This is a genomic window from Amycolatopsis sp. NPDC057786 (assembly GCF_042797905.1).
Taxonomy (GTDB): domain Bacteria; phylum Actinomycetota; class Actinomycetes; order Mycobacteriales; family Pseudonocardiaceae; genus Amycolatopsis.
Genome location: NZ_JBHVKW010000043.1, coordinates 45,092 through 61,638, shown reverse-complemented (window position 1 = coordinate 61,638; position 16,547 = coordinate 45,092). Strand labels below are relative to the sequence as shown.

The 16,547-nt window shown below is 68.6% G+C and carries 16 protein-coding genes; 8 read left to right on the top strand and 8 right to left on the bottom strand.

The window, feature by feature from the left end; all coding sequences use genetic code 11:
• Nucleotides 1-106 precede the first annotated feature (106 nt).
• The 3 genes from ACFVM3_RS22405 to ACFVM3_RS22395 are packed head-to-tail and all read left to right on the top strand — an operon-like array spanning nucleotide 107 to nucleotide 3,567.
• Nucleotides 107-631, top strand: coding sequence for a PadR family transcriptional regulator (locus ACFVM3_RS22405; RefSeq protein ID WP_034313248.1), 525 nt, complete (start codon nucleotides 107-109; stop codon nucleotides 629-631).
• Between the two features lie 15 nt (nucleotides 632-646).
• The gene (locus tag ACFVM3_RS22400; RefSeq protein WP_378441386.1) at nucleotides 647-1,327 is read left to right on the top strand and encodes an ABC transporter ATP-binding protein; all 681 of its coding nucleotides are present in this window, start codon (nucleotides 647-649) and stop codon (nucleotides 1,325-1,327) included.
• Complete coding sequence (locus ACFVM3_RS22395) at nucleotides 1,324-3,567, top strand: FtsX-like permease family protein (protein ID WP_378441385.1); 2,244 nt, start codon at nucleotides 1,324-1,326, stop codon at nucleotides 3,565-3,567. Before ACFVM3_RS22400 ends, ACFVM3_RS22395 begins: the two co-directional genes overlap by 4 nt.
• Before the next feature lies 1 nt (nucleotide 3,568).
• Here the strand turns inward: ACFVM3_RS22395 and ACFVM3_RS22390 are convergent, their stop codons facing one another.
• On the bottom strand, nucleotides 3,569-4,366 hold the full coding sequence (locus ACFVM3_RS22390) for a TIGR02569 family protein (RefSeq protein WP_378441383.1): 798 nt from the start codon (nucleotides 4,364-4,366) through the stop codon (nucleotides 3,569-3,571).
• A gap of 105 nt (nucleotides 4,367-4,471) precedes the next feature.
• Between ACFVM3_RS22390 and ACFVM3_RS22385 the strand changes: the two genes are divergently transcribed.
• Nucleotides 4,472-5,440, top strand: coding sequence for a hypothetical protein (locus ACFVM3_RS22385; RefSeq protein WP_378441381.1), 969 nt, complete (start codon nucleotides 4,472-4,474; stop codon nucleotides 5,438-5,440).
• A 233-nt stretch (nucleotides 5,441-5,673) separates the two neighbouring features.
• On the opposite strand, the gene moeZ is transcribed toward ACFVM3_RS22385, so the two are convergent.
• The 3 genes from moeZ to ACFVM3_RS22370 all read right to left on the bottom strand — a co-directional run bounded on the left by moeZ (nucleotide 5,674) and on the right by ACFVM3_RS22370 (nucleotide 9,085).
• Nucleotides 5,674-6,852, bottom strand: coding sequence for an adenylyltransferase/sulfurtransferase MoeZ (gene moeZ, locus ACFVM3_RS22380; protein ID WP_034313402.1), 1,179 nt, complete (start codon nucleotides 6,850-6,852; stop codon nucleotides 5,674-5,676).
• A gap of 118 nt (nucleotides 6,853-6,970) precedes the next feature.
• On the bottom strand, nucleotides 6,971-8,146 hold the full coding sequence (locus ACFVM3_RS22375; protein WP_378441379.1) for a DUF3152 domain-containing protein: 1,176 nt from the start codon (nucleotides 8,144-8,146) through the stop codon (nucleotides 6,971-6,973).
• A gap of 81 nt (nucleotides 8,147-8,227) precedes the next feature.
• Entirely contained in the window at nucleotides 8,228-9,085 is an 858-nt protein-coding gene (locus ACFVM3_RS22370) for an alpha/beta fold hydrolase (protein WP_378441377.1), read from the bottom strand.
• A 286-nt stretch (nucleotides 9,086-9,371) separates the two neighbouring features.
• Here ACFVM3_RS22370 and ACFVM3_RS22365 point away from each other — a divergent pair, with 286 nt between their 5' ends.
• Entirely contained in the window at nucleotides 9,372-9,995 is a 624-nt protein-coding gene (locus ACFVM3_RS22365; protein ID WP_125680286.1) for a TetR/AcrR family transcriptional regulator, read from the top strand.
• A gap of 71 nt (nucleotides 9,996-10,066) precedes the next feature.
• Here the strand turns inward: ACFVM3_RS22365 and ACFVM3_RS22360 are convergent, their stop codons facing one another.
• Both ACFVM3_RS22360 and ACFVM3_RS22355 read right to left on the bottom strand, forming a co-directional pair.
• Nucleotides 10,067-11,488, bottom strand: a complete 1,422-nt coding sequence (locus ACFVM3_RS22360) for an amidohydrolase family protein (RefSeq protein ID WP_378441375.1) — start codon at nucleotides 11,486-11,488, stop codon at nucleotides 10,067-10,069.
• Between the two features lie 35 nt (nucleotides 11,489-11,523).
• The gene (locus tag ACFVM3_RS22355) at nucleotides 11,524-12,564 is read right to left on the bottom strand and encodes an amidohydrolase family protein (RefSeq protein WP_378441373.1); all 1,041 of its coding nucleotides are present in this window, start codon (nucleotides 12,562-12,564) and stop codon (nucleotides 11,524-11,526) included.
• Between the two features lie 165 nt (nucleotides 12,565-12,729).
• Here ACFVM3_RS22355 and ACFVM3_RS22350 point away from each other — a divergent pair, with 165 nt between their 5' ends.
• Complete coding sequence (locus ACFVM3_RS22350) at nucleotides 12,730-13,266, top strand: carboxymuconolactone decarboxylase family protein (RefSeq protein ID WP_378441371.1); 537 nt, start codon at nucleotides 12,730-12,732, stop codon at nucleotides 13,264-13,266.
• A 287-nt stretch (nucleotides 13,267-13,553) separates the two neighbouring features.
• Here the strand turns inward: ACFVM3_RS22350 and ACFVM3_RS22345 are convergent, their stop codons facing one another.
• Entirely contained in the window at nucleotides 13,554-14,477 is a 924-nt protein-coding gene (locus ACFVM3_RS22345) for an alpha/beta fold hydrolase (protein ID WP_378441369.1), read from the bottom strand.
• Nucleotides 14,474-15,382, bottom strand: a complete 909-nt coding sequence (locus ACFVM3_RS22340) for a diiron oxygenase (protein ID WP_378441367.1) — start codon at nucleotides 15,380-15,382, stop codon at nucleotides 14,474-14,476. Before ACFVM3_RS22340 ends, ACFVM3_RS22345 begins: the two co-directional genes overlap by 4 nt.
• Before the next feature lie 50 nt (nucleotides 15,383-15,432).
• On the opposite strand from ACFVM3_RS22340, the gene ACFVM3_RS22335 reads away from it, so the two are divergent.
• The gene (locus tag ACFVM3_RS22335) at nucleotides 15,433-16,200 is read left to right on the top strand and encodes a TetR/AcrR family transcriptional regulator (RefSeq protein ID WP_378441365.1); all 768 of its coding nucleotides are present in this window, start codon (nucleotides 15,433-15,435) and stop codon (nucleotides 16,198-16,200) included.
• Nucleotides 16,197-16,523, top strand: a complete 327-nt coding sequence (locus ACFVM3_RS22330; RefSeq protein ID WP_378441364.1) for a DUF4873 domain-containing protein — start codon at nucleotides 16,197-16,199, stop codon at nucleotides 16,521-16,523. The genes ACFVM3_RS22335 and ACFVM3_RS22330 overlap by 4 nt, the downstream gene beginning before the upstream one ends.
• The last annotated feature ends 24 nt before the right edge of the window (nucleotides 16,524-16,547 follow it).

Here is a 16,547-nt window from a genome sequence, read left to right as displayed (position 1 = left end):
CCCCGCATGCGACGCGGTGAAAGCTCCCTTCGCCGCGTGGCATGCGGGGAAAGTCCCCTTCAGCAACTATGCACTCGATGTATAGATAGTGTGTATAGTCGCCCGCATGTCCATCGGGAACACGCTGCTCGGCCTGCTCGAAGCCGGTCCGAAGCACGGCTACGACCTCAAACAGCTGTACGACAAGCAGTTCCGCCAAGACCGCCCGCTGCACTACGGCCAGGTCTACTCGACGCTGAACCGGCTGCTGAAGAACGGCCTGGTCGAGGAGAACGGCGTCGAGGCGGGCGGCGGCCCGGACCGGAAGCGGTACGCGATCACCGAGGCGGGCGTCACCAACGTCGAGGAATGGCTGAAAAGCCCGGAAAGTCCGTCGGTCTACCTGCAGAACACGCTCTACACCAAGGTCGTGCTCGCGCTGCTGTCCGGCCGCGGTGCGCAGGATCTGCTCGACGCCCAGCGGAGCTCCCACCTGCGTGCCATGCGCGAACTCACCGCCCGCAAAACCGACGGCGACCTCGCCGACCAGCTGATCTGCGACCACGCGCTCTTCCACCTGGAGGCGGATCTGCGGTGGCTCGAACTCACCGCCGCGCGCCTCGACGACCTCGCGCGCCAGCTGACGCGCTGATCTGGGGACCACACAGTGGAAACACCGTTGTTACACGGGCTCGGCCTGGAGAAGGCCTTCGGCCCGAACCAGGCGCTCGCCGGGGCGGGGCTGACGCTCGAAGCCGGCGAGATCGTCGCGATCATGGGCCCCTCCGGCTCCGGGAAGTCGACGCTCCTGCACTGTCTGTCCGGCATCTTGCGGCCCGACGCGGGTCAGGTGCTGTTCCGCGGACGAGACCTCGCGAGCATGTCCGACACCGAACGCAGTGCCCTGCGGCGTACCGAATTCGGCTTCGTCTTCCAGTTCGGGCAGCTCGTCCCGGAACTGAGCTGCCTGGAGAACGTCGCGCTGCCGCTGCGCCTTGGCGGGATGAAGCGCCGCCCCGCCGAGCGGATCGCGCGGACCTGGCTCGACCGGCTGGCGGTCGGCGACGTCGACGACAGCACTCCCGGCCAGGTTTCGGGCGGACAGAGCCAGCGGGTCGCCATGGCCAGGGCGCTGATCACCGAACCGTCGGTGGTCTTCGCCGACGAACCGACCGGCGCGCTGGACACGCTCAGCGGTGAGCTCGTCATGCGTTTGCTGTCGGAGACGGCGAAGCAGACCGACGCCGCCGTCGTCCTGGTCACCCACGAAGCGCGGGTGGCCGCCTACTCCGACCGGGAGGTCATCGTGCGAGACGGCCGGACACGTGAACCGGTGGTCACCCGATGACGGGGCGCGAAGATCTGATGCTGGGGTTCCGGCTGGCCGTCGGGGGCGGCCGGGGCTCGATCGTCAGGCTCGTCCTGAGCACGATAGGCATCGGGCTCGCGGTGGCGGTCCTCCTGATGGGCGCCTCCGCGGGCACCGTCAAGGAGAACCGCGACCAGCGGACGTACGCCGCTTCCCCGCGGTACGAACAGATCCCGGGCGTCGCACCGCTGAACTACCGTGCGACGACGACCGACTTCCGCGGTCAGGCGATCTCGCTCGTCCACCTCCAGGCCACCGGGCCGAACTCGCCGATCCCGCCGGGGGTGGACCGGCTGCCCGCGCCGGGTGAGGTCTTCCTTTCCCCGAAGCTCGACGAACTCGTCGCGGCCGACACCAGTGGCCTGCTGCGGCCCCGTCTGCCCGGCAAGCCGGTCGGGATCATCGATGCGGAAGCCGTGCTCAATCCGAATGATCTCGTCGTGTACGCCGGCACGGGCAATCCGCGGAACGGCGTCGCGATCTATGCCTTCGGTTCCCCTCCCGGTTACGAAACGCCGTTCGAACGGGGAATCCTCTCGCTGCTGCTGATCGGCCTCTTCGTCCTGCTCACGCCGGTCTTCATCTTCGTCGGGACGGTCTCCCAGCTCGGCGGCGCGGCCCGCGACCGGCGGCTCGCCGCGCTGCGGTTGGCGGGCTCGTCCCTCAAGCAGTTGCACCGGATCACCGCGGCGGAATCCCTCGTAGGTGCCGTGGCGGGCTTGATCGCCGGCGCCGCGGCGTTCCTGCTCTTCCGCGGCGCGGTGACGGACTTCCAGGTGGTCCGGTTCGGGGTGTACCCGGCGGACCTGACCCCGTCATGGCCGCTGGTGGTGCTGATCGTGCTCGTCGTCCCCGCCCTGACCGTGGCGGCGGCTTGGGCGGCCCAGCGGCGCACGGTCGTCGAACCGCTCGGAGTCGTCCGCGAAACCGTGCCGCCGAAGCGGCGCCTGTGGTGGCGACTGCTGCCGATCGTCGTCGGAATCGCTTTGATAGCCCCGGATTTCAGCGTCGCAAGCGAATTCGGCCGAATGACGCTGATCGCCGGCGCCGTACTGCTGATGCTCGGGATCCCCGCGGTGCTGCCCTGGCTGCTGGAGCGCCTCGCCGCCCGGATCAAGGGCGGGTCGCCGTCGTTCCAGCTCGCGATCCGCCGTCTGCGGAACGACAGCGGGACCCCGGCGCGGGTGGTCGCGGGTCTCTGCGTGGTGCTCGCCGGGGTGATCGCGCTGCAGAGCCTTTTGGCGGGCCAGGTGTCGCTGGCGGCCGGTTACCAGGAGAGGGCAGGCGACCGGACCACCGTCCATGCCGACGGCTCGGTGGCCGACCAGGCGATCGCCGCGATCCGCGCGGTGCCCGGCGCGGCCGACTTCCAGGTCATGCGTTCGATGCTCGTCGACGCGAACCGCGGGGACGGCGCCCTCGTCTCGTTCGCCGTCGCCGACTGCGCCACGATCGAAGCGACCACCACCGCGACCGGATGCCGCGACGGTGACGTGTTCGCCGATCCTGCCTCTCTCCACAAAGGACAGTCGCTGAAGCTCACCGACGACGACAAGAGGGAGTGGCCCTGGACCGTTCCGGCAACACCCCGGCCGCTGGAGGTGAAGCCTTCAGCGCTCGGCGAGCAACTCGGGGTGGACTTGCTCGCGACGCCCACCACGGTGGCGGGTGTCGACCTGGCCGCCGCGCCGGTCACGGTGAGCCTGCGTGGGACGACCGGGAATCCGGACTTCGTCGAACTGGTGCGAAACTCGGTGGCGCCCTACAGCGGGCAGATCACTGTGGCGTCCTCCAACGAAAAGCGGGTCTCCGACGAGGCCCGGATGGTCGACGACGTGCGGAACATCCTGCTCGGCGGCGCGTTGTCGATCCTGCTGCTGGCCGGGGTGAGCCTGCTGGTGCTCGCCCAGGAACAGGTCCGGGAACGGCGCCGGGCGCTCGGGGCGCTGTCCGCCACCGGCGTGCCGGTGCGGGTGATCGCCCGTTCCTTGTTGTGGCAGAACGGGATTCCGCTGCTACTCGGCATCGTGCTCGCGACGGTGACCGGGATCGCCGTCGCCGCGCTGGGCAGGCGGCTGTTCTGGGACGGGCTGTACGTCGACTGGTCCGCGGTCGGGTTGCTCGCCTCGGCGACGATCGCCATGGTGCTGCTGGTGACGGCGTCGACGATGCCGTCCGTGCGTGCGGCGGCGAAGACGGAGAACCTGCGCACCGAGTGACCTACAGCACCGCGCTCACGTCCCGGGCGGCCGCACGGAGTCCGTCGTGCGCCGCCCGGGTCGACCGCGGGTCGAGGGCGTTGGCGGCCAGGCGGAAGAGGACCGCCCGCAGGAGGAGCTGAGGCCATTCGGGCAGATGCGCCCAGCGTTCGAGGAGATCGATGGTGGCGCCGCCCCAGGCCAGCGCGTCGACCGCGACGATCGCGGCGCCCCATTCACCCGGCCGGTAGTACGGTACGAAATCGACGATGCCGGGGGCCGCGTCGCCGTCGAAGAGCACGCCTGCCAGAAGCTCCCCATGGACGACCTGGTCCGGCAGTTTGACCGGTCTTCGCGAACCGGCCAGCACCTCGAACCAGCGGCCGCCCTTGTTCTCGTCGAGGGACATTTCCGCCTCGCCCCAGGCGAGTTTGTCGGCAAGTGCCTCGATATCGGTGCGCCGTCCCAGGAAATCCGGCCGCGGCAGCCCGGCCGTCGCGCGATGCAGTTTGATCGCCGCGTGCACGACCTCGTCGTACCGGTGCTCGGCCGTGCCGGACACGAACCGGTTCGCCGACCAGCCGCCGACGATCCATCTGCCGTCGCTGGATCGGACCGGTTTCGCGACCCGCAGCCCCGGCTCGTCGACGGCTTCCAGCGCCCGCGCCGTCCACAGGGTCCGCGACTTGTCGACGACGGGTTTGAGCACGAGATCGTTGTAGCGCCAGGCGGTGGTGCCGGGCAGCGGTTCCGCGTCACCGGTACGTCCGCCGAACGCCGAACAGACGTGTTCCGGAGGGCTTTCAAGGGTGGCACGCACGGCTCGGCACGTTACCCCGTCTTCCGTGCCACGAACGAGAAGACGCGCTGGTCTTGAGTAGCGATACTCAAGACAGGATCGCTTCTGACCTGCCATTCTTCGACCGTGGTCCCCCGAACGGCTCAGCGCCGCCTCACCGATGGGCAACTCGCCGCGCTCGCGCTCGGCTCACTGTGGCTGCTCGGCACGCTGGGTGCGCTCACCGTGGGCTTGTTGCTCCCGCTCGCCGCGTTCCTGCACGTTCCCTGGATCGCGTTGCCGGTGCCGCTCGTGTCGATCGGCGTGGTCTACCTCATCGGTTTCGCGGCACCGGAAGCCTTTCCGGCCGTCGCGAGGCCTTGGCCGCGCTTTGTATGGGCCGTCGCGACCGGGATCTGCGGTGTTTTCGGCGCGATCTTCGTGCTGGAAGTGGCGGAGGCGTTCGACCCGTGGTTCGCGGCGCCGTTCCTCGGAGTGCCGGTGCTGCTCGTCGCGGGGCTGGTCACGCGTGACCTCCGAGTGCGGCTGGGCGCGGGTGTCCTCCTGGTCGCCCTGATCGCGGGCGGGATCGCCGTCCCCGCGTCGCTTCCGCCGGACACCCCCGCACGGCGCCTCGCCACGACCGGCGTCCCGCACGACCGCACCCTCGCCGCGGATCTCGGCCCCCAGCGACTCCCGACCAAGACGACCGAAGACTCCGGGGCGCTGATCGTCGAGTACGCGCCTCAGCTGTGGATCTCGCCCGTCTGGACCTTCGCGACCGACGCCGTCGAGAGCTGCGAGACGTCGGTGAAGACCGCTTGGCGCCTAGAAAACGCGACGTGCGCTCAAGTCGGCGAAGGCGAGTTCATCCGGCGGAACGCCGATCGGATCGAGTTCATCCAGCGGCGTGGCGCCCTGTCGGTGCACCTCGCGGGCAACCACAACTGGAAACCCGGGGAACTCCGCGAACTGGCAGGGAAGACCCATCCGCTGACCGACGCCGAGATCATCGCCTCCGTGCCGAAGTCGCCCCGAGGGAACCGGACCGATGTCGTCGCGGGGTTCGCGACGTTCGTGCGGGCGATCTTCGTGGGCCGGTCCGTCGGCTACTGAGGGGAGCAAGGGACCTTTGCTACCGCCTCGGTACCCGCGTTCCGTGAAGGCCTCCTTGAGGGACCCAGAGTCCGTGAAGGCCTCCTTCACTACCGTCAGGGTAGGCAAGGAGGCCTTCACGGCACCGCCAAGCCTCAAAGAGAGCAAGGGACCTTTGCTAGCGTTCGTTAGCGCACTAACTAACGACAGCAAAGGTCCCTTGCTCTCTTTCCGCTGGTCAGCGGGCTGAAACCTCAGTAAGTCGGCAGGCTCTGGTCGATCTGCCGCGCCCAGGCCAGCACGCCGCCCCCGAGGTGGGTCGCGTCCTTGAACCCGGCCTTGTGCAGCGCCGCGAGCGCCTCCGCCGAACGCGCACCGGACTTGCAGTGCAGCACGATCGGCTTGTCCTGCGGCAGTTCCGCCAGCGCCTCGCCCGAGAGGATCTTGTCCTTCGGGATCAGCGTCGCGCCCTTGATGTTCACGATCTCGTACTCGTGCGGCTCGCGGACGTCGATGAGGGCGAAGTTGTCGCCGTTGTCGAACTTGGCCTTGAGCTCCGCCGGGGTGATCGTGTGCCCCGAAGCAGCCGAAGCGGCTTCGTCGGACACAACACCACAGAATGCTTCGTAGTCGATGAGCTCGGTGATCTTCGGAGTCTCCGGATCCTTGCGGATCTTGACCTCGCGGTACTTCATCTCCAGCGCGTCGTAGCTGACGAGCCTGCCCAGCAGCGGCTCACCGATGCCGGTGATCAGCTTGATCGCCTCGTTCACCATGATCGAGCCGATCGACGCGCACAGCACGCCCAGCACACCGCCCTCGGCGCACGACGGCACCATGCCGGGCGGCGGCGGCTCGGGGTAGAGGTCGCGGTAGTTGAGGCCCTTGCCGTTCGGCGCGTCCTCCCAGAACACGCTCGCCTGCCCCTCGAACCGGTAGATCGAGCCCCACACGTAGGGCTTGCCGGTGAGCACGGCGGCGTCGTTGACCAGGTAGCGCGTCGCGAAGTTGTCGGTGCCGTCGAGGATGAGGTCGTACTGCTCGAACAGCTCCAGCGCGTTGGACGACTCGAGCCGGTCGGTGTGCAGGTGCACCTTGACGAACGGGTTGATCTCGGCGAGCGACTCCTGCGCGGACGCCGCCTTCAGCTTGCCGATGTCGGACTGGCCGTGGATGACCTGGCGGTGCAGATTCGATTCGTCGACCTCGTCGAAGTCGACGATGCCGAGCGTGCCGACCCCGGCCGCGGCGAGGTACAGCAGCGCCGGGCTGCCGAGGCCGCCGGCACCGATGACCAGCACCTTGGCGTTCTTCAGCCGCTTCTGCCCGGTCATCCCGACGTCCGGGATGATCAGGTGACGGCTGTACCGGGCCACCTCTTCCTTGGTGAGCTCGGCGGCCGGCTCGACGAGCGGCGGCAGCGTGCCTGACATCGGGTCCTCCATCTCGCGTGGATCGCGGGTCGCATCCCAGTATCTACAACACGGAAAGGCCCGAACGCCTTCCCCTGTTCCAGACCCTGGGATATTCCAGCTGATGAGACGGCGCGGACTAGGGTGTCTGATTCGGCCAGGAGCCCGGCTTGCAGACCTTTCCGTCCGCAGGCACCTTGCCGCGGTCACCGCCGGGAAGATTGTTCAGCTGCGCCACGAAGTCGTTGGACACGCCGAACGTCTGCTGCATCATCACGGGCGCGATCCCGCCGTTCTCCTTGCAGCCCACATGCTTTCCGCCGAGGGCGTGCCCGACCTCGTGATTGATGGCGTACTGGCGATACCCGGTCATGTCGCTCTCGAAGGCCATCGCCCCCCGCACCCAGCGGGCGAGGTTGATCACCACGCGCTTGTCGAAGCTCGCGCGGTAACACGAGGTCTCGTAGGTGATCTGGAACATGCAGACGTCCGCGCGATGCGTCGTGTTCGGTGTGGTGAGGCTCACCCGGAAGCTGGGGTTCGGGTAACTCGCATCGACGCGCTGGAGCGCCTTCTTGCCGTCCCACGTCCAGCTCTTGGGGTTGGAGAGCGTGCCCTCCACCATCGTGGCGAAGCTGTCGTCACCGCTGTAGCTGGATGGATCGATGCCGTCCTCGACCTCGACGGTGTACGTGTACAACTGGCCCGTCCCGACCTTCTCGCCCTTGCCGGGCACCACGTGATAGGTGCCCTTGCCGGACTCGGTGTAGGGGCCGCCCTTGGGCAGGTCCGCGGTCGGGATCTTGAGGTCGACCGGTTTGGCCGGGTTCTCCGGGAGGACGTCGCCGCCCCCGTCCACGCCCGCGCCCGGCTCGCCGCCGTTGCCGGCGGACCCGTCGGATCCATCCGCCGAAGCGAGACTCGCCCCGTCCGTGGCGATCGGCTCCGGCGGGCCGGTGGCGGTGTTGAACACGACCAGTGCGGTGATCACCACGAGGATCGGCAGCGCGTACACGCGCCAGCCGTAGGTCTTGGCGAACTGGCCGATGCCGCCCTTGCCCTTACGCGCCTTGGACTTGGCCGCGCCCGGCTCGTGCGGCTTCCAGGACGCGCTGAGCGGCTGGGCACTCGTCCGGCGGCCGCCGGGGCGGTAGCGGTCCTCGTCGAGCCGCTGCGACGGCGGCGGCGTCGGCCGGTACTGGCCGGTGCGCGGTGCGTCGGAGGGCCGAGGCTGGGTACGCGGCGGTCGGCGACCGGAGGCGGAGTACTGAGACCGCCGTCCTTCGCCCTGCGCGCCTTGCTTTACCCGGTCCACGCGCACCAGGGTGCCATAACCGAACTGTGATGTTGTGAGCGACCGGCGCTTCGCGCGGCGTGTCCCGCCCACCCGAATGGGCTACCAGGTGCCCGATTCGACCGATTCCCACATCCCCAAAACAGCCTTCGCTACGACATTCGGGCGTTCCATCTGCGCCACGTGGCCGGTTCGGGGCAGGACCAGCAACCGGGCGTGCGGAAGTAGCCGGGCGGTGCGCTCAGCGCGCCGGACGGAGATCACCCGGTCGTGCTGCCCCCATACGACGAGCGTCGGCGCGTCGACCATCGGCGCGACCGCCCACAGCGACGCGGGCCCGCGGGCGGACCACGTCCGAAAGATGCCGAAGGTGCTGCGCGCCAGCGCGGGAGCGGCCCATTCGAAGGCGGCACGAGCGCTGTGCTCCTCTTCTAGCTCGTCCAGCCTGCTTTCGGCGAAGCGGCTCGGATCGGCGAAGCACAGCTTGATGACCTGCATGGCACGTTCACGCGGGCCGAGCGCGGCAAGCTGCCGCCGGACCCTCGGGCCGATCAGCGGCAGGTACGCGAACGCCATCCGCGGATCGGACAGCCGTTTCATGCTGGGCCGGAGATCCGGCATCGCGGGCGAGATCAGCGTCAGCGTCTTCACCAGCTCCGGACGGCGGGCCGCGACGAGCAGCGCGACCGCGCCGCCCATCGAGTTGCCGAACAAGTGCACCGGCCCCGCTTCGAGGCTCTCGATGTGGCTCGCGACGATCTCGGCGTGCGAGTCGAGGCTGAAGTCGAACGTACCGGGCGGCTCCGAATAGCCGAAACCCGGCAAATCGACCGAGGTGCCGCCCGCCTGGGGCGCCAGCAGCGCGGCGAGGTCGGTCCAGTTCGTGGACGAACCGCCGAGCCCATGGACGTAGACGGCCGTCTCCGGGCCGCCCGGCGTCCGGCGGATGTGCAATTTCACCCCGGCGACACCTATTGTTTCCCCGGGCCAAGGGGGCGGCGCGGGGTCCAGTGACGGCAACGACCTGCGCGAAAGCGGCACGTGGGTCAGCGGCGGCCGGCCCCCGGCGGCACGGGAAACTGGAGAAGACACAGCATCAAGGATGCCTGACCCTTGGCGGTCCGGCTGTACCGGCGAGTAATCTCGACCTCACTTCACGCGGTGGTGACCCCGCCTCGTGAAGCGCCGCTCGACTGCGCTGGTGATGCGTTCTCGGCGGAGACGAGTGCCTCGAACTGGAGGAACGATGACAGACATGGCGCGACTGCAGGCCCGAGGTGTCCGCCTGCCCAGAACGGAACGCCGCGCCCAGCTGCTGGCCGCCGCGCAGCGGGTGTTCGCCGCGAACGGATACCACGCCGCCGCGATGGACGAGATCGCCGAAGAGGCCGGAGTCAGCAAGCCGGTCCTCTACCAGCATTTCCCCGGCAAGCTCGACCTCTACATCGCGCTGCTGGAGAGCCACGTCGACGAACTGGTGCGGCGGGTCAAGGACGCGCTCGACTCCACGACGGACAACAAGCAGCGCGTGCCGGCGACCGTCGGCGCGTTCTTCGACTTCGTCAACAACGACGCCGGCGCGTTCCGCATGGTGTTCGAGTCCGATCTGCGCGGCGAGCCCGCCGTGCAGGAGGCGGTGGACCGGGCGACGTCGGCCAGCGTCGACGCGATCACCGAGACCATCACCGCCGACGCGGGCCTCGACGAGGACAAGGCCCGGCTGCTCGCCGTCGGCCTCGTGGGCCTCTCGCAGGTCAGCGCCCGGTTCTGGCTGGCGCACCACAAGTCGATGAGCCGCGAAGAGGCCGTCGCCCTCACCGCCAACCTCGCCTGGCGAGGCATCGGCGGTGGTTTCCCGCTGCAGCACTGACCCTCGTTTCGTCCTCTGAATGCGGTCCTTGCGCGTGCAACTACCGCATTCAGAGGACGAAATGCGTGGGGTTACTGGGGCAGGAGCTTCTTCAGGCGGTCGGCGGCAAGCTGGGCCTCGGCGACGACCTTCGCGGTGTCGATGCCGACAACGCGTCCTTCGCGCTTGAGGGCGCGGCCGTCGACGAACACCCACGAGACGTTCGCGGGCTGGGTGTTGAAGACCAGCTGATTGACCCAATCCACCTTCGGCGCGAAGTTGACCGCCTGCGCGTCGACCAGCTGGAGATCCGCCCGCTTGCCCGGCGTCAGCGACCCGATCTCCTTGTCCATGCCCAGCGCTTCCGCACCACCGAGGGTCGCCATGCGCAGGACGTCCGCGGTGGTCGGGTAGACCGCCGGATCCGTCGTGGTCGCCCGCTGGAGGCCGACGGCCGCGCGCATCACGTTGAACATGTCGCTCGTGTCGTTGGTGCCGCCGTCTAGGCCGAGCCCGACCTTCATGTTCCGCTTCTTCATCTCCGGCAGCCGGATCACCCCGGACGCGAGCCGCATGTTCGAGAGCGGGTTGTGCGCCACGCTGACCCCGGCGGCCGCGAGTTCGTCGAGGTCGGCGTCGGTGGTCTGGATGACGTGGTTCGCCACCAGCCCGGGATGCAGCGCGTTCGCCCGCCGGAGCGCGTCCATCTGCCCCGCGGTCAGGTCGGCCTTCGATTCGAGCAGGTGGACGTTCAGCGAGACACCGAGTTCGCGCGCGAGCTTCTCCGAGGCCTCGACGCTCGGGAAGTTCCCCGTGGACGGATGTGTCCCGATCTGCAGGCGTGCCAACGGGTTCGGGTCGATGACCTCGCGCTTCACGCGGCGGATCTCGTTCTGCAGCGCGGGATCCGTGGTGCCGTTGTAGGAGTACAGGAAGCGCAGCTTCGACTCGCCGAGCGCGCGGAGACCGCCCTTGGCGAAGTCGGTGTTGAAGGCGTGCGACCAGTCGGTGACCGTGGTGATGCCGGTCGAGACGACGTCGGCCGCGGCGAGTTTCGTGCCCGCGTACGCGTCCGCGTCGGTCACGGGCGCGCGGTACAACGGGATGACGCATTTGCCGAGCCAGCCGATGAGTTCCTTGTCGGCCGCGCAACCGCGGATGAGCGACTGCCACAGGTGGTTGTGCAGGTCGACGAAGCCGGGCAGCACGATCTTGCCGCGGCCGTCGACGACTTTCGCGGAGCCCGCGTCGAGGTCCTTGCCGACCTGCTTGATCTTGGTGCCTTCCAGCACGACGTCGGCATCGGCGAGGGCGCCGAGCGGTCCTTCGCCGAGGCTGGGATCCATCGTGAGCACCATCGAGGCGTCGCGGATGACGACGCGGCCGACACCGGCGAACTCGGCGTCACCGCCGGCTTCGGTGGTCTCACCGCCGAGATTCGTGAGCAGGGCCGCGCCGAGAACCGCGGCGAGAGTGAGGGTGAAGACGGACAGAATCGATCCACGCTGTTTCATCGTTTCAACTCCCCAGTCGATGAGATCACGTTAGCTCACCTGACGCGGACGCCCCGCAAAACGACCGCGACGGGATGCGCCAGCTGTCCGAGGTCTTGGCGCGGATCCTCCGCGTAGACGACGGCGTCGGCGGGCGCGCCCGGCACCAGCCCGGGCAACCCCAGGTACTCGCGCGCGGCCCACGAGCCCGCGGCGAGAGCGTCGTGCGGTCGCAGCCCCGCCTCCGCCAGCGCGCGGATTTCGTCGCCGACGCCACCATGCGGCCGGGAATCCGTGCCGGCGAGGATCTTCACGCCCGCCTCGGCCGCCGCCACGACCAGCGCCGGATGCGCCTCCGCCCCGCCGACGAACCAGCGTTTCCGCGGGGTGTCCTCGCGGTCCCGCACCCTCCCCAGCGCCGCCTGGAACACCGAAAGCGTCGGTGTGAGCGCGGTGCCGCGGGCCGCCATTTCCGACAGGTACGCGGGGTCGAGCCACATTCCGTGCTCGACGGAATCGACTCCGGCGGCCACCGCGGCTTCGCCTCCGGCGGCGTGCTGCGAGTGCACCGCGAGACGCCCGCCCACCGCGTGCACCGCCTCGACGACCGCGGTCAGGACGTCGGACGGCACGGCGTCGTCCCCGGTCTCCCAGTCGGCGATGACCTTCGCCCAGCCGGTGCGTTTCGCCTGCTCCGCGGCGAGCGCGGGCAGCTCCGCGTGCGTGGCGCGGCGACCCCAGCCATCGAAGAACTCGCCGTGCTGGGCGATCCATGGACCGGCGTGCACCGCGCGGGGCAGCCCTGGTTCGGCACCGAACCACTCGGGCGGCTCGCCGGGCAGCCCCGGCGAACGGATCATCGTGACCCCGGCGTCGACGTGCCGGTCCAGATCGGCGCGCAGGATTTCCTCGTCCATCGGATCGCCGGGCTCTTCGGCTCCGGGATGCGTGTGGGCGTCGACGAGTCCCGGCAGGAGCCAGCCCTCGGCCACCAGCTCCGCGCCCGGAACCGGATCGGCCGTCCAGCGGTCGCCGTCGGCGTACAAATCGACATACTCGCCGTCGGGAAGCGCGCGCCCCCGGACTCTGACGATCACGGTGTTCCCCTCGTGAGTGGTCGTCCCGACCCAACCACGATGGCCCCCTCGCGAGAAGAGCAAGGGACCTTTGCTACCGCTTTTGATCCATCCAGCGGCACCGGGCCCGGCCGGATCTCGGCTATGAATCGAACGATCACGTCACCGATCCGCGAGGAGTCACCCATGCCCCATATCGCGCTCGACGAGAACCTGCCCGGCATCACGGCTCTGTTCGCCTACCGGCCGGAGACGGCCGCGCCGCTCGGGCAACTCGCCGAGGTCCTGCTCCGCGGCCCGAGCAGCCTCAGCGTTGGCGAGCGCGAACTGATCGGCGCGGTCGTCTCGCGCGGCAACGACTGCACGTTCTGCTCACGCAGTCACGCCGCCGTCGCCGCCGAAGCGCTCGAAGGCGGCATGCCGGTCGTCGAAGCGGCCTGGAAGGACGTCGACGGCGCACCCGTGTCAGCGAAGGTGAAGGCGCTTCTGCACATCGCGCTCGCGGTCCGGGAAAGCGGGAAATCCGTGGGCGCCGATCTGATCGAGATGGCCCGCGCGGAGGGCGCGACGGACGTCGAAATCCACGACACGGTCCTGATCGCGGCCGCCTTCTGCATGTTCAACCGCTACGTCGACGGGCTGGCCACCCGCGCCGTCGACGACCAGGACGCCTACCGGGAGGCCGGGGTCCGGCTCCTGGAGCACGGCTACACGAACCTCTGAAGGGAGCAAGGGACCTTTGCTACCACCTAGGTACATGAAGGCCCCCTTCCTGTACCTAGGCGCAAGGAAGGGGGCCTTCATGTACTTGGCCTGTGACGCTTGGGGTTGCTGGGGCGATTCAGCGTTCCGTGAAGGCCCCCTTGAGGGACCCAGAGTCCGTGAAGGCCTCATTCACTACCTTCAGGGTAGGCACGGCACCGCCACGCCCAAAAGAGAGCAAGGGACCTTTGCTACCACTTGTCTCAATGTCGAGAGAAGCGGTAGCAAAGGTCCCTTGCTCCCCTTATTCAGACCCTCGCGGCGCGGCGGACGAGGGCGGCGATGCGGTCCGAAACCTCTTGCGCCCGTTCCTGCGGGAGCATGTGCCCGGCGCCCGGATAGCGCACGAACTCCGCCTCCGGCAGCTCGTCGGCGATGACCTTGGCGTGCGGCGGCGGGCAGAGCCGGTCCCGCTCCCCCGCGAGCACGACCACCGGTTTGCCTTGCAGCGCGGCCAGCGTGACCCGGCAGTCGTGCTGAGAGATCGCGTCCTGGAAACCCGCGACGCTCGCCGGATGCGCGCACAGCAACTGTTCCGCGACCGAGTCCACGTCGGCCCGCGCGGGCCGACGCCCGAAGACGAGCAGTCTGGCACCCGGCCGCACCACCGACAGCGGCAGCGGCAAGGCGTCACGGCGGTTCTTCGCGAGCAGCTTCGCGAGCCTCCGTTCGAACCTCGCCGCGCCGCTGCCCGCGATCCCCGGCAGGCCGAGGGTGATCCGGTCCATCTCACCGGACGACGTGGCGACGAACGCGACCCCTGCGACGCGCCGGGCCACGAGATCGGGATGTCTGCGGGAAAGTTCCATGATCGTCATACCGCCCATGGAGTGCCCGGCGAGCACGAGCGGTCCGTTCGGGACGCGATCCTGGATCAGCTCGGCGAGGTCGTCGGCGAGGGTGGCGATCGTGGCCGTCCCCGGTTTCGCCGGCGCGGAACCGCCGTGACCGCGCAGGTCGTAGCGCAGGATCCGGACCGAGTCGCCGAGGCGCGACGTCACGCCGTCCCAGGTCCGGTGGTCCTGGGTCCAGCCGTGCACGAGTACCAGGGTGAGTTCGGAGTCGGCGGGGCCGCTCGTCTCGACGTGCAGGGCGGTGCCGTCGCCCGTCACGAACCGGTGTTCCCGCGACGGGTCCCACGAGACGGCGTCGCGCTGCTTGACGCTCCTCATCGCTTTCCCGGCAGCAGGAAGGACTTGCGCCAGAAGTACATGCCCGGCTTGCCGACCAGCCCGGATTCCTGCAGGAACGGCATGATCTTCTCGCCTGCCCACTGGATGCTTTCGCGCCAGTGGGGGTTGTTCAGCGCGGCTTCGACACCGTCTCGCGGACGGATGCCGACGGCCTTGTAGACGTTCGGGTTGATGAAGGCCCGCGTCACGAAGTACGAAATGAGCGCGATGATGAACTGCTGGTAGACGATTTCCTTCTTCGACAGTTTCGCCATCCCGCGAGTCACCTCTTCGCGGGCGAAGGTGACGTGCCGGGCCTCTTCGAGGACGTGAATCCGGTTGACCATGCGCACCAGCGGCTGGATGTCCGGGTCGTTCATCTGCTCGCGCTGAAGCCGGTCGAGGACCTCTTCGGCGACGAGGATCGCGCCGTAGCGCGCGGGGCCGTAGCTGATAGTCGGCATCAGTTTCGCCAGCCGCCGCAGCCAGGGCACCGGCCCGTAGTTCGGGCAGCCGATCCGCGAAGCCATCCGCGCGAACATCGTCGAGTGACGGCATTCGTCGGCGATCTCGGTCAACGCGTACTGGGCGTGCGAGCTGGTCGGGTCCTCTTCGTAGACCTCCTTGAGCAGCATCTGCATCAGGAGGATTTCGAACCACAGCCCCGTCGTGGCGACACTCGCGACTTCGTGCTTGCCGAGTTCGATGCGCTGCACTTCGGACAGCGAATCCCACAACTCGGTGCCGTAGAGCGAAGAACGGTGGGCCGGGATGAAACGCTTCCCGTCGACGAGCGGGGCGTTCCAGTCGATGTCGACGTCGGGATCGTAGAACTTGTTCGCGGAGGACTTGAGCAGCCGCTCGGCCGTCTTCTCCCGGTCTGTTTCCTTCAGCGCCCGCGTCATTGCCGACACACCCCTATCTGTAACTCGTGGTAACAGTTACCTCTGGTAGCATGACTGGGGTGATCGAACGTGTCAAGCGCAACAGCAAGCAGTCGAGCAAGCACCCCACAGCGGGTGAGGCCGACACGGGTGACGCCCGTCGTGATCGCTGGCGCAAGCACCGGATCGCGCGCCGCGCGGAGTTCGTCGAGGCCGCCCTGCGCGCGCTCGACACCCACGGGCCGGACCTCGGCATGGAAGACGTCGCCGCCGAAGCGGGCGTCACGAAACCCGTGCTGTACCGGCACTTCGACGACAAGGCGGATCTGTACGTCGCACTCGGGCAGCGCGGCACGGAGATCCTCTTCCAGCGGCTGATCCCGGCCATCAACTCCGAACTCGCCCCGGTCCCCCGGATCCGGATGGCACTCGACGCCTTCTTCAGCGTCATCGAGGAGCACCCCAACCTGTACCGCCTGCTCGCGCGCGGCGGCCTCCAGGAGAAGGTGGTCGTCAAGGCCGACGTCGTCGCCGAGGACAAGGAACTGATCGCCACCGCGCTGACCGCGCTGCTCGGCGACTACATGCGGATGTTCAACATGGACTCCGGCGCCGCCGAACCGTGGGCGCACGGCATCGTCGGCATGGTGCAGAGCACCGGCGAATGGTGGCTGGACCGGCGCTCGATGGGCCGTGACAGCGTCGTCGAGTATCTGACGCAGATCATCTGGGCCGCGATCGACGGCCTCTCCCGCCAGCAGGGCATCGTCATCGACCCGAACCTGCCGCTCGAAGAGAACAAGGTCGTCCAGATGCGGAAGGAATCGGAGGCGAAATGAGCGAGCACGACGAAGACGGCTACTCCGGCGAAGCGGTCCTCGTGATCGACGGGACCGAGATCGCGACCACGGTCGACCTGAGGGGCTACTTCCAGCCCATCGACGGGTACTACCGCTGGTACGGCCGCGTCGCCACCAACGAGCAGGTGTCCGCGGCCGCGGGTGGCAAGAAGACCGCCGTCGAGATCCGCGCGGGCGAGTACAGCGCGAAGGGCGAACTCTCCGACCCGGACCCGTGGGACCGCTACCGCATCATGGGCACCAGCACGCCGCCCTTCTACGTGCCGACCAGCCTCGAAGAACTGAACGAACTCCACGCCTGAGCTCGTGAGTGGTAAGGACGGTTG

Coding starts and splice junctions, on each gene's coding strand:
- ACFVM3_RS22405 (WP_034313248.1), top strand. CDS start 107: ATGTCCATCGGGAACACGCTGCTCGGCCTGCTCGAAGCCGGTCCGAAG.
- ACFVM3_RS22395 (WP_378441385.1), top strand. CDS start 1,324: ATGACGGGGCGCGAAGATCTGATGCTGGGGTTCCGGCTGGCCGTCGGG.
- moeZ (WP_034313402.1), bottom strand. CDS start 6,852: ATGTCAGGCACGCTGCCGCCGCTCGTCGAGCCGGCCGCCGAGCTCACC.
- ACFVM3_RS22365 (WP_125680286.1), top strand. CDS start 9,372: ATGACAGACATGGCGCGACTGCAGGCCCGAGGTGTCCGCCTGCCCAGA.
- ACFVM3_RS22360 (WP_378441375.1), bottom strand. CDS start 11,488: ATGAAACAGCGTGGATCGATTCTGTCCGTCTTCACCCTCACTCTCGCC.
- ACFVM3_RS22350 (WP_378441371.1), top strand. CDS start 12,730: ATGCCCCATATCGCGCTCGACGAGAACCTGCCCGGCATCACGGCTCTG.
- ACFVM3_RS22345 (WP_378441369.1), bottom strand. CDS start 14,477: ATGAGGAGCGTCAAGCAGCGCGACGCCGTCTCGTGGGACCCGTCGCGG.
- ACFVM3_RS22340 (WP_378441367.1), bottom strand. CDS start 15,382: ATGACGCGGGCGCTGAAGGAAACAGACCGGGAGAAGACGGCCGAGCGG.
- ACFVM3_RS22335 (WP_378441365.1), top strand. CDS start 15,433: ATGACTGGGGTGATCGAACGTGTCAAGCGCAACAGCAAGCAGTCGAGC.
- ACFVM3_RS22330 (WP_378441364.1), top strand. CDS start 16,197: ATGAGCGAGCACGACGAAGACGGCTACTCCGGCGAAGCGGTCCTCGTG.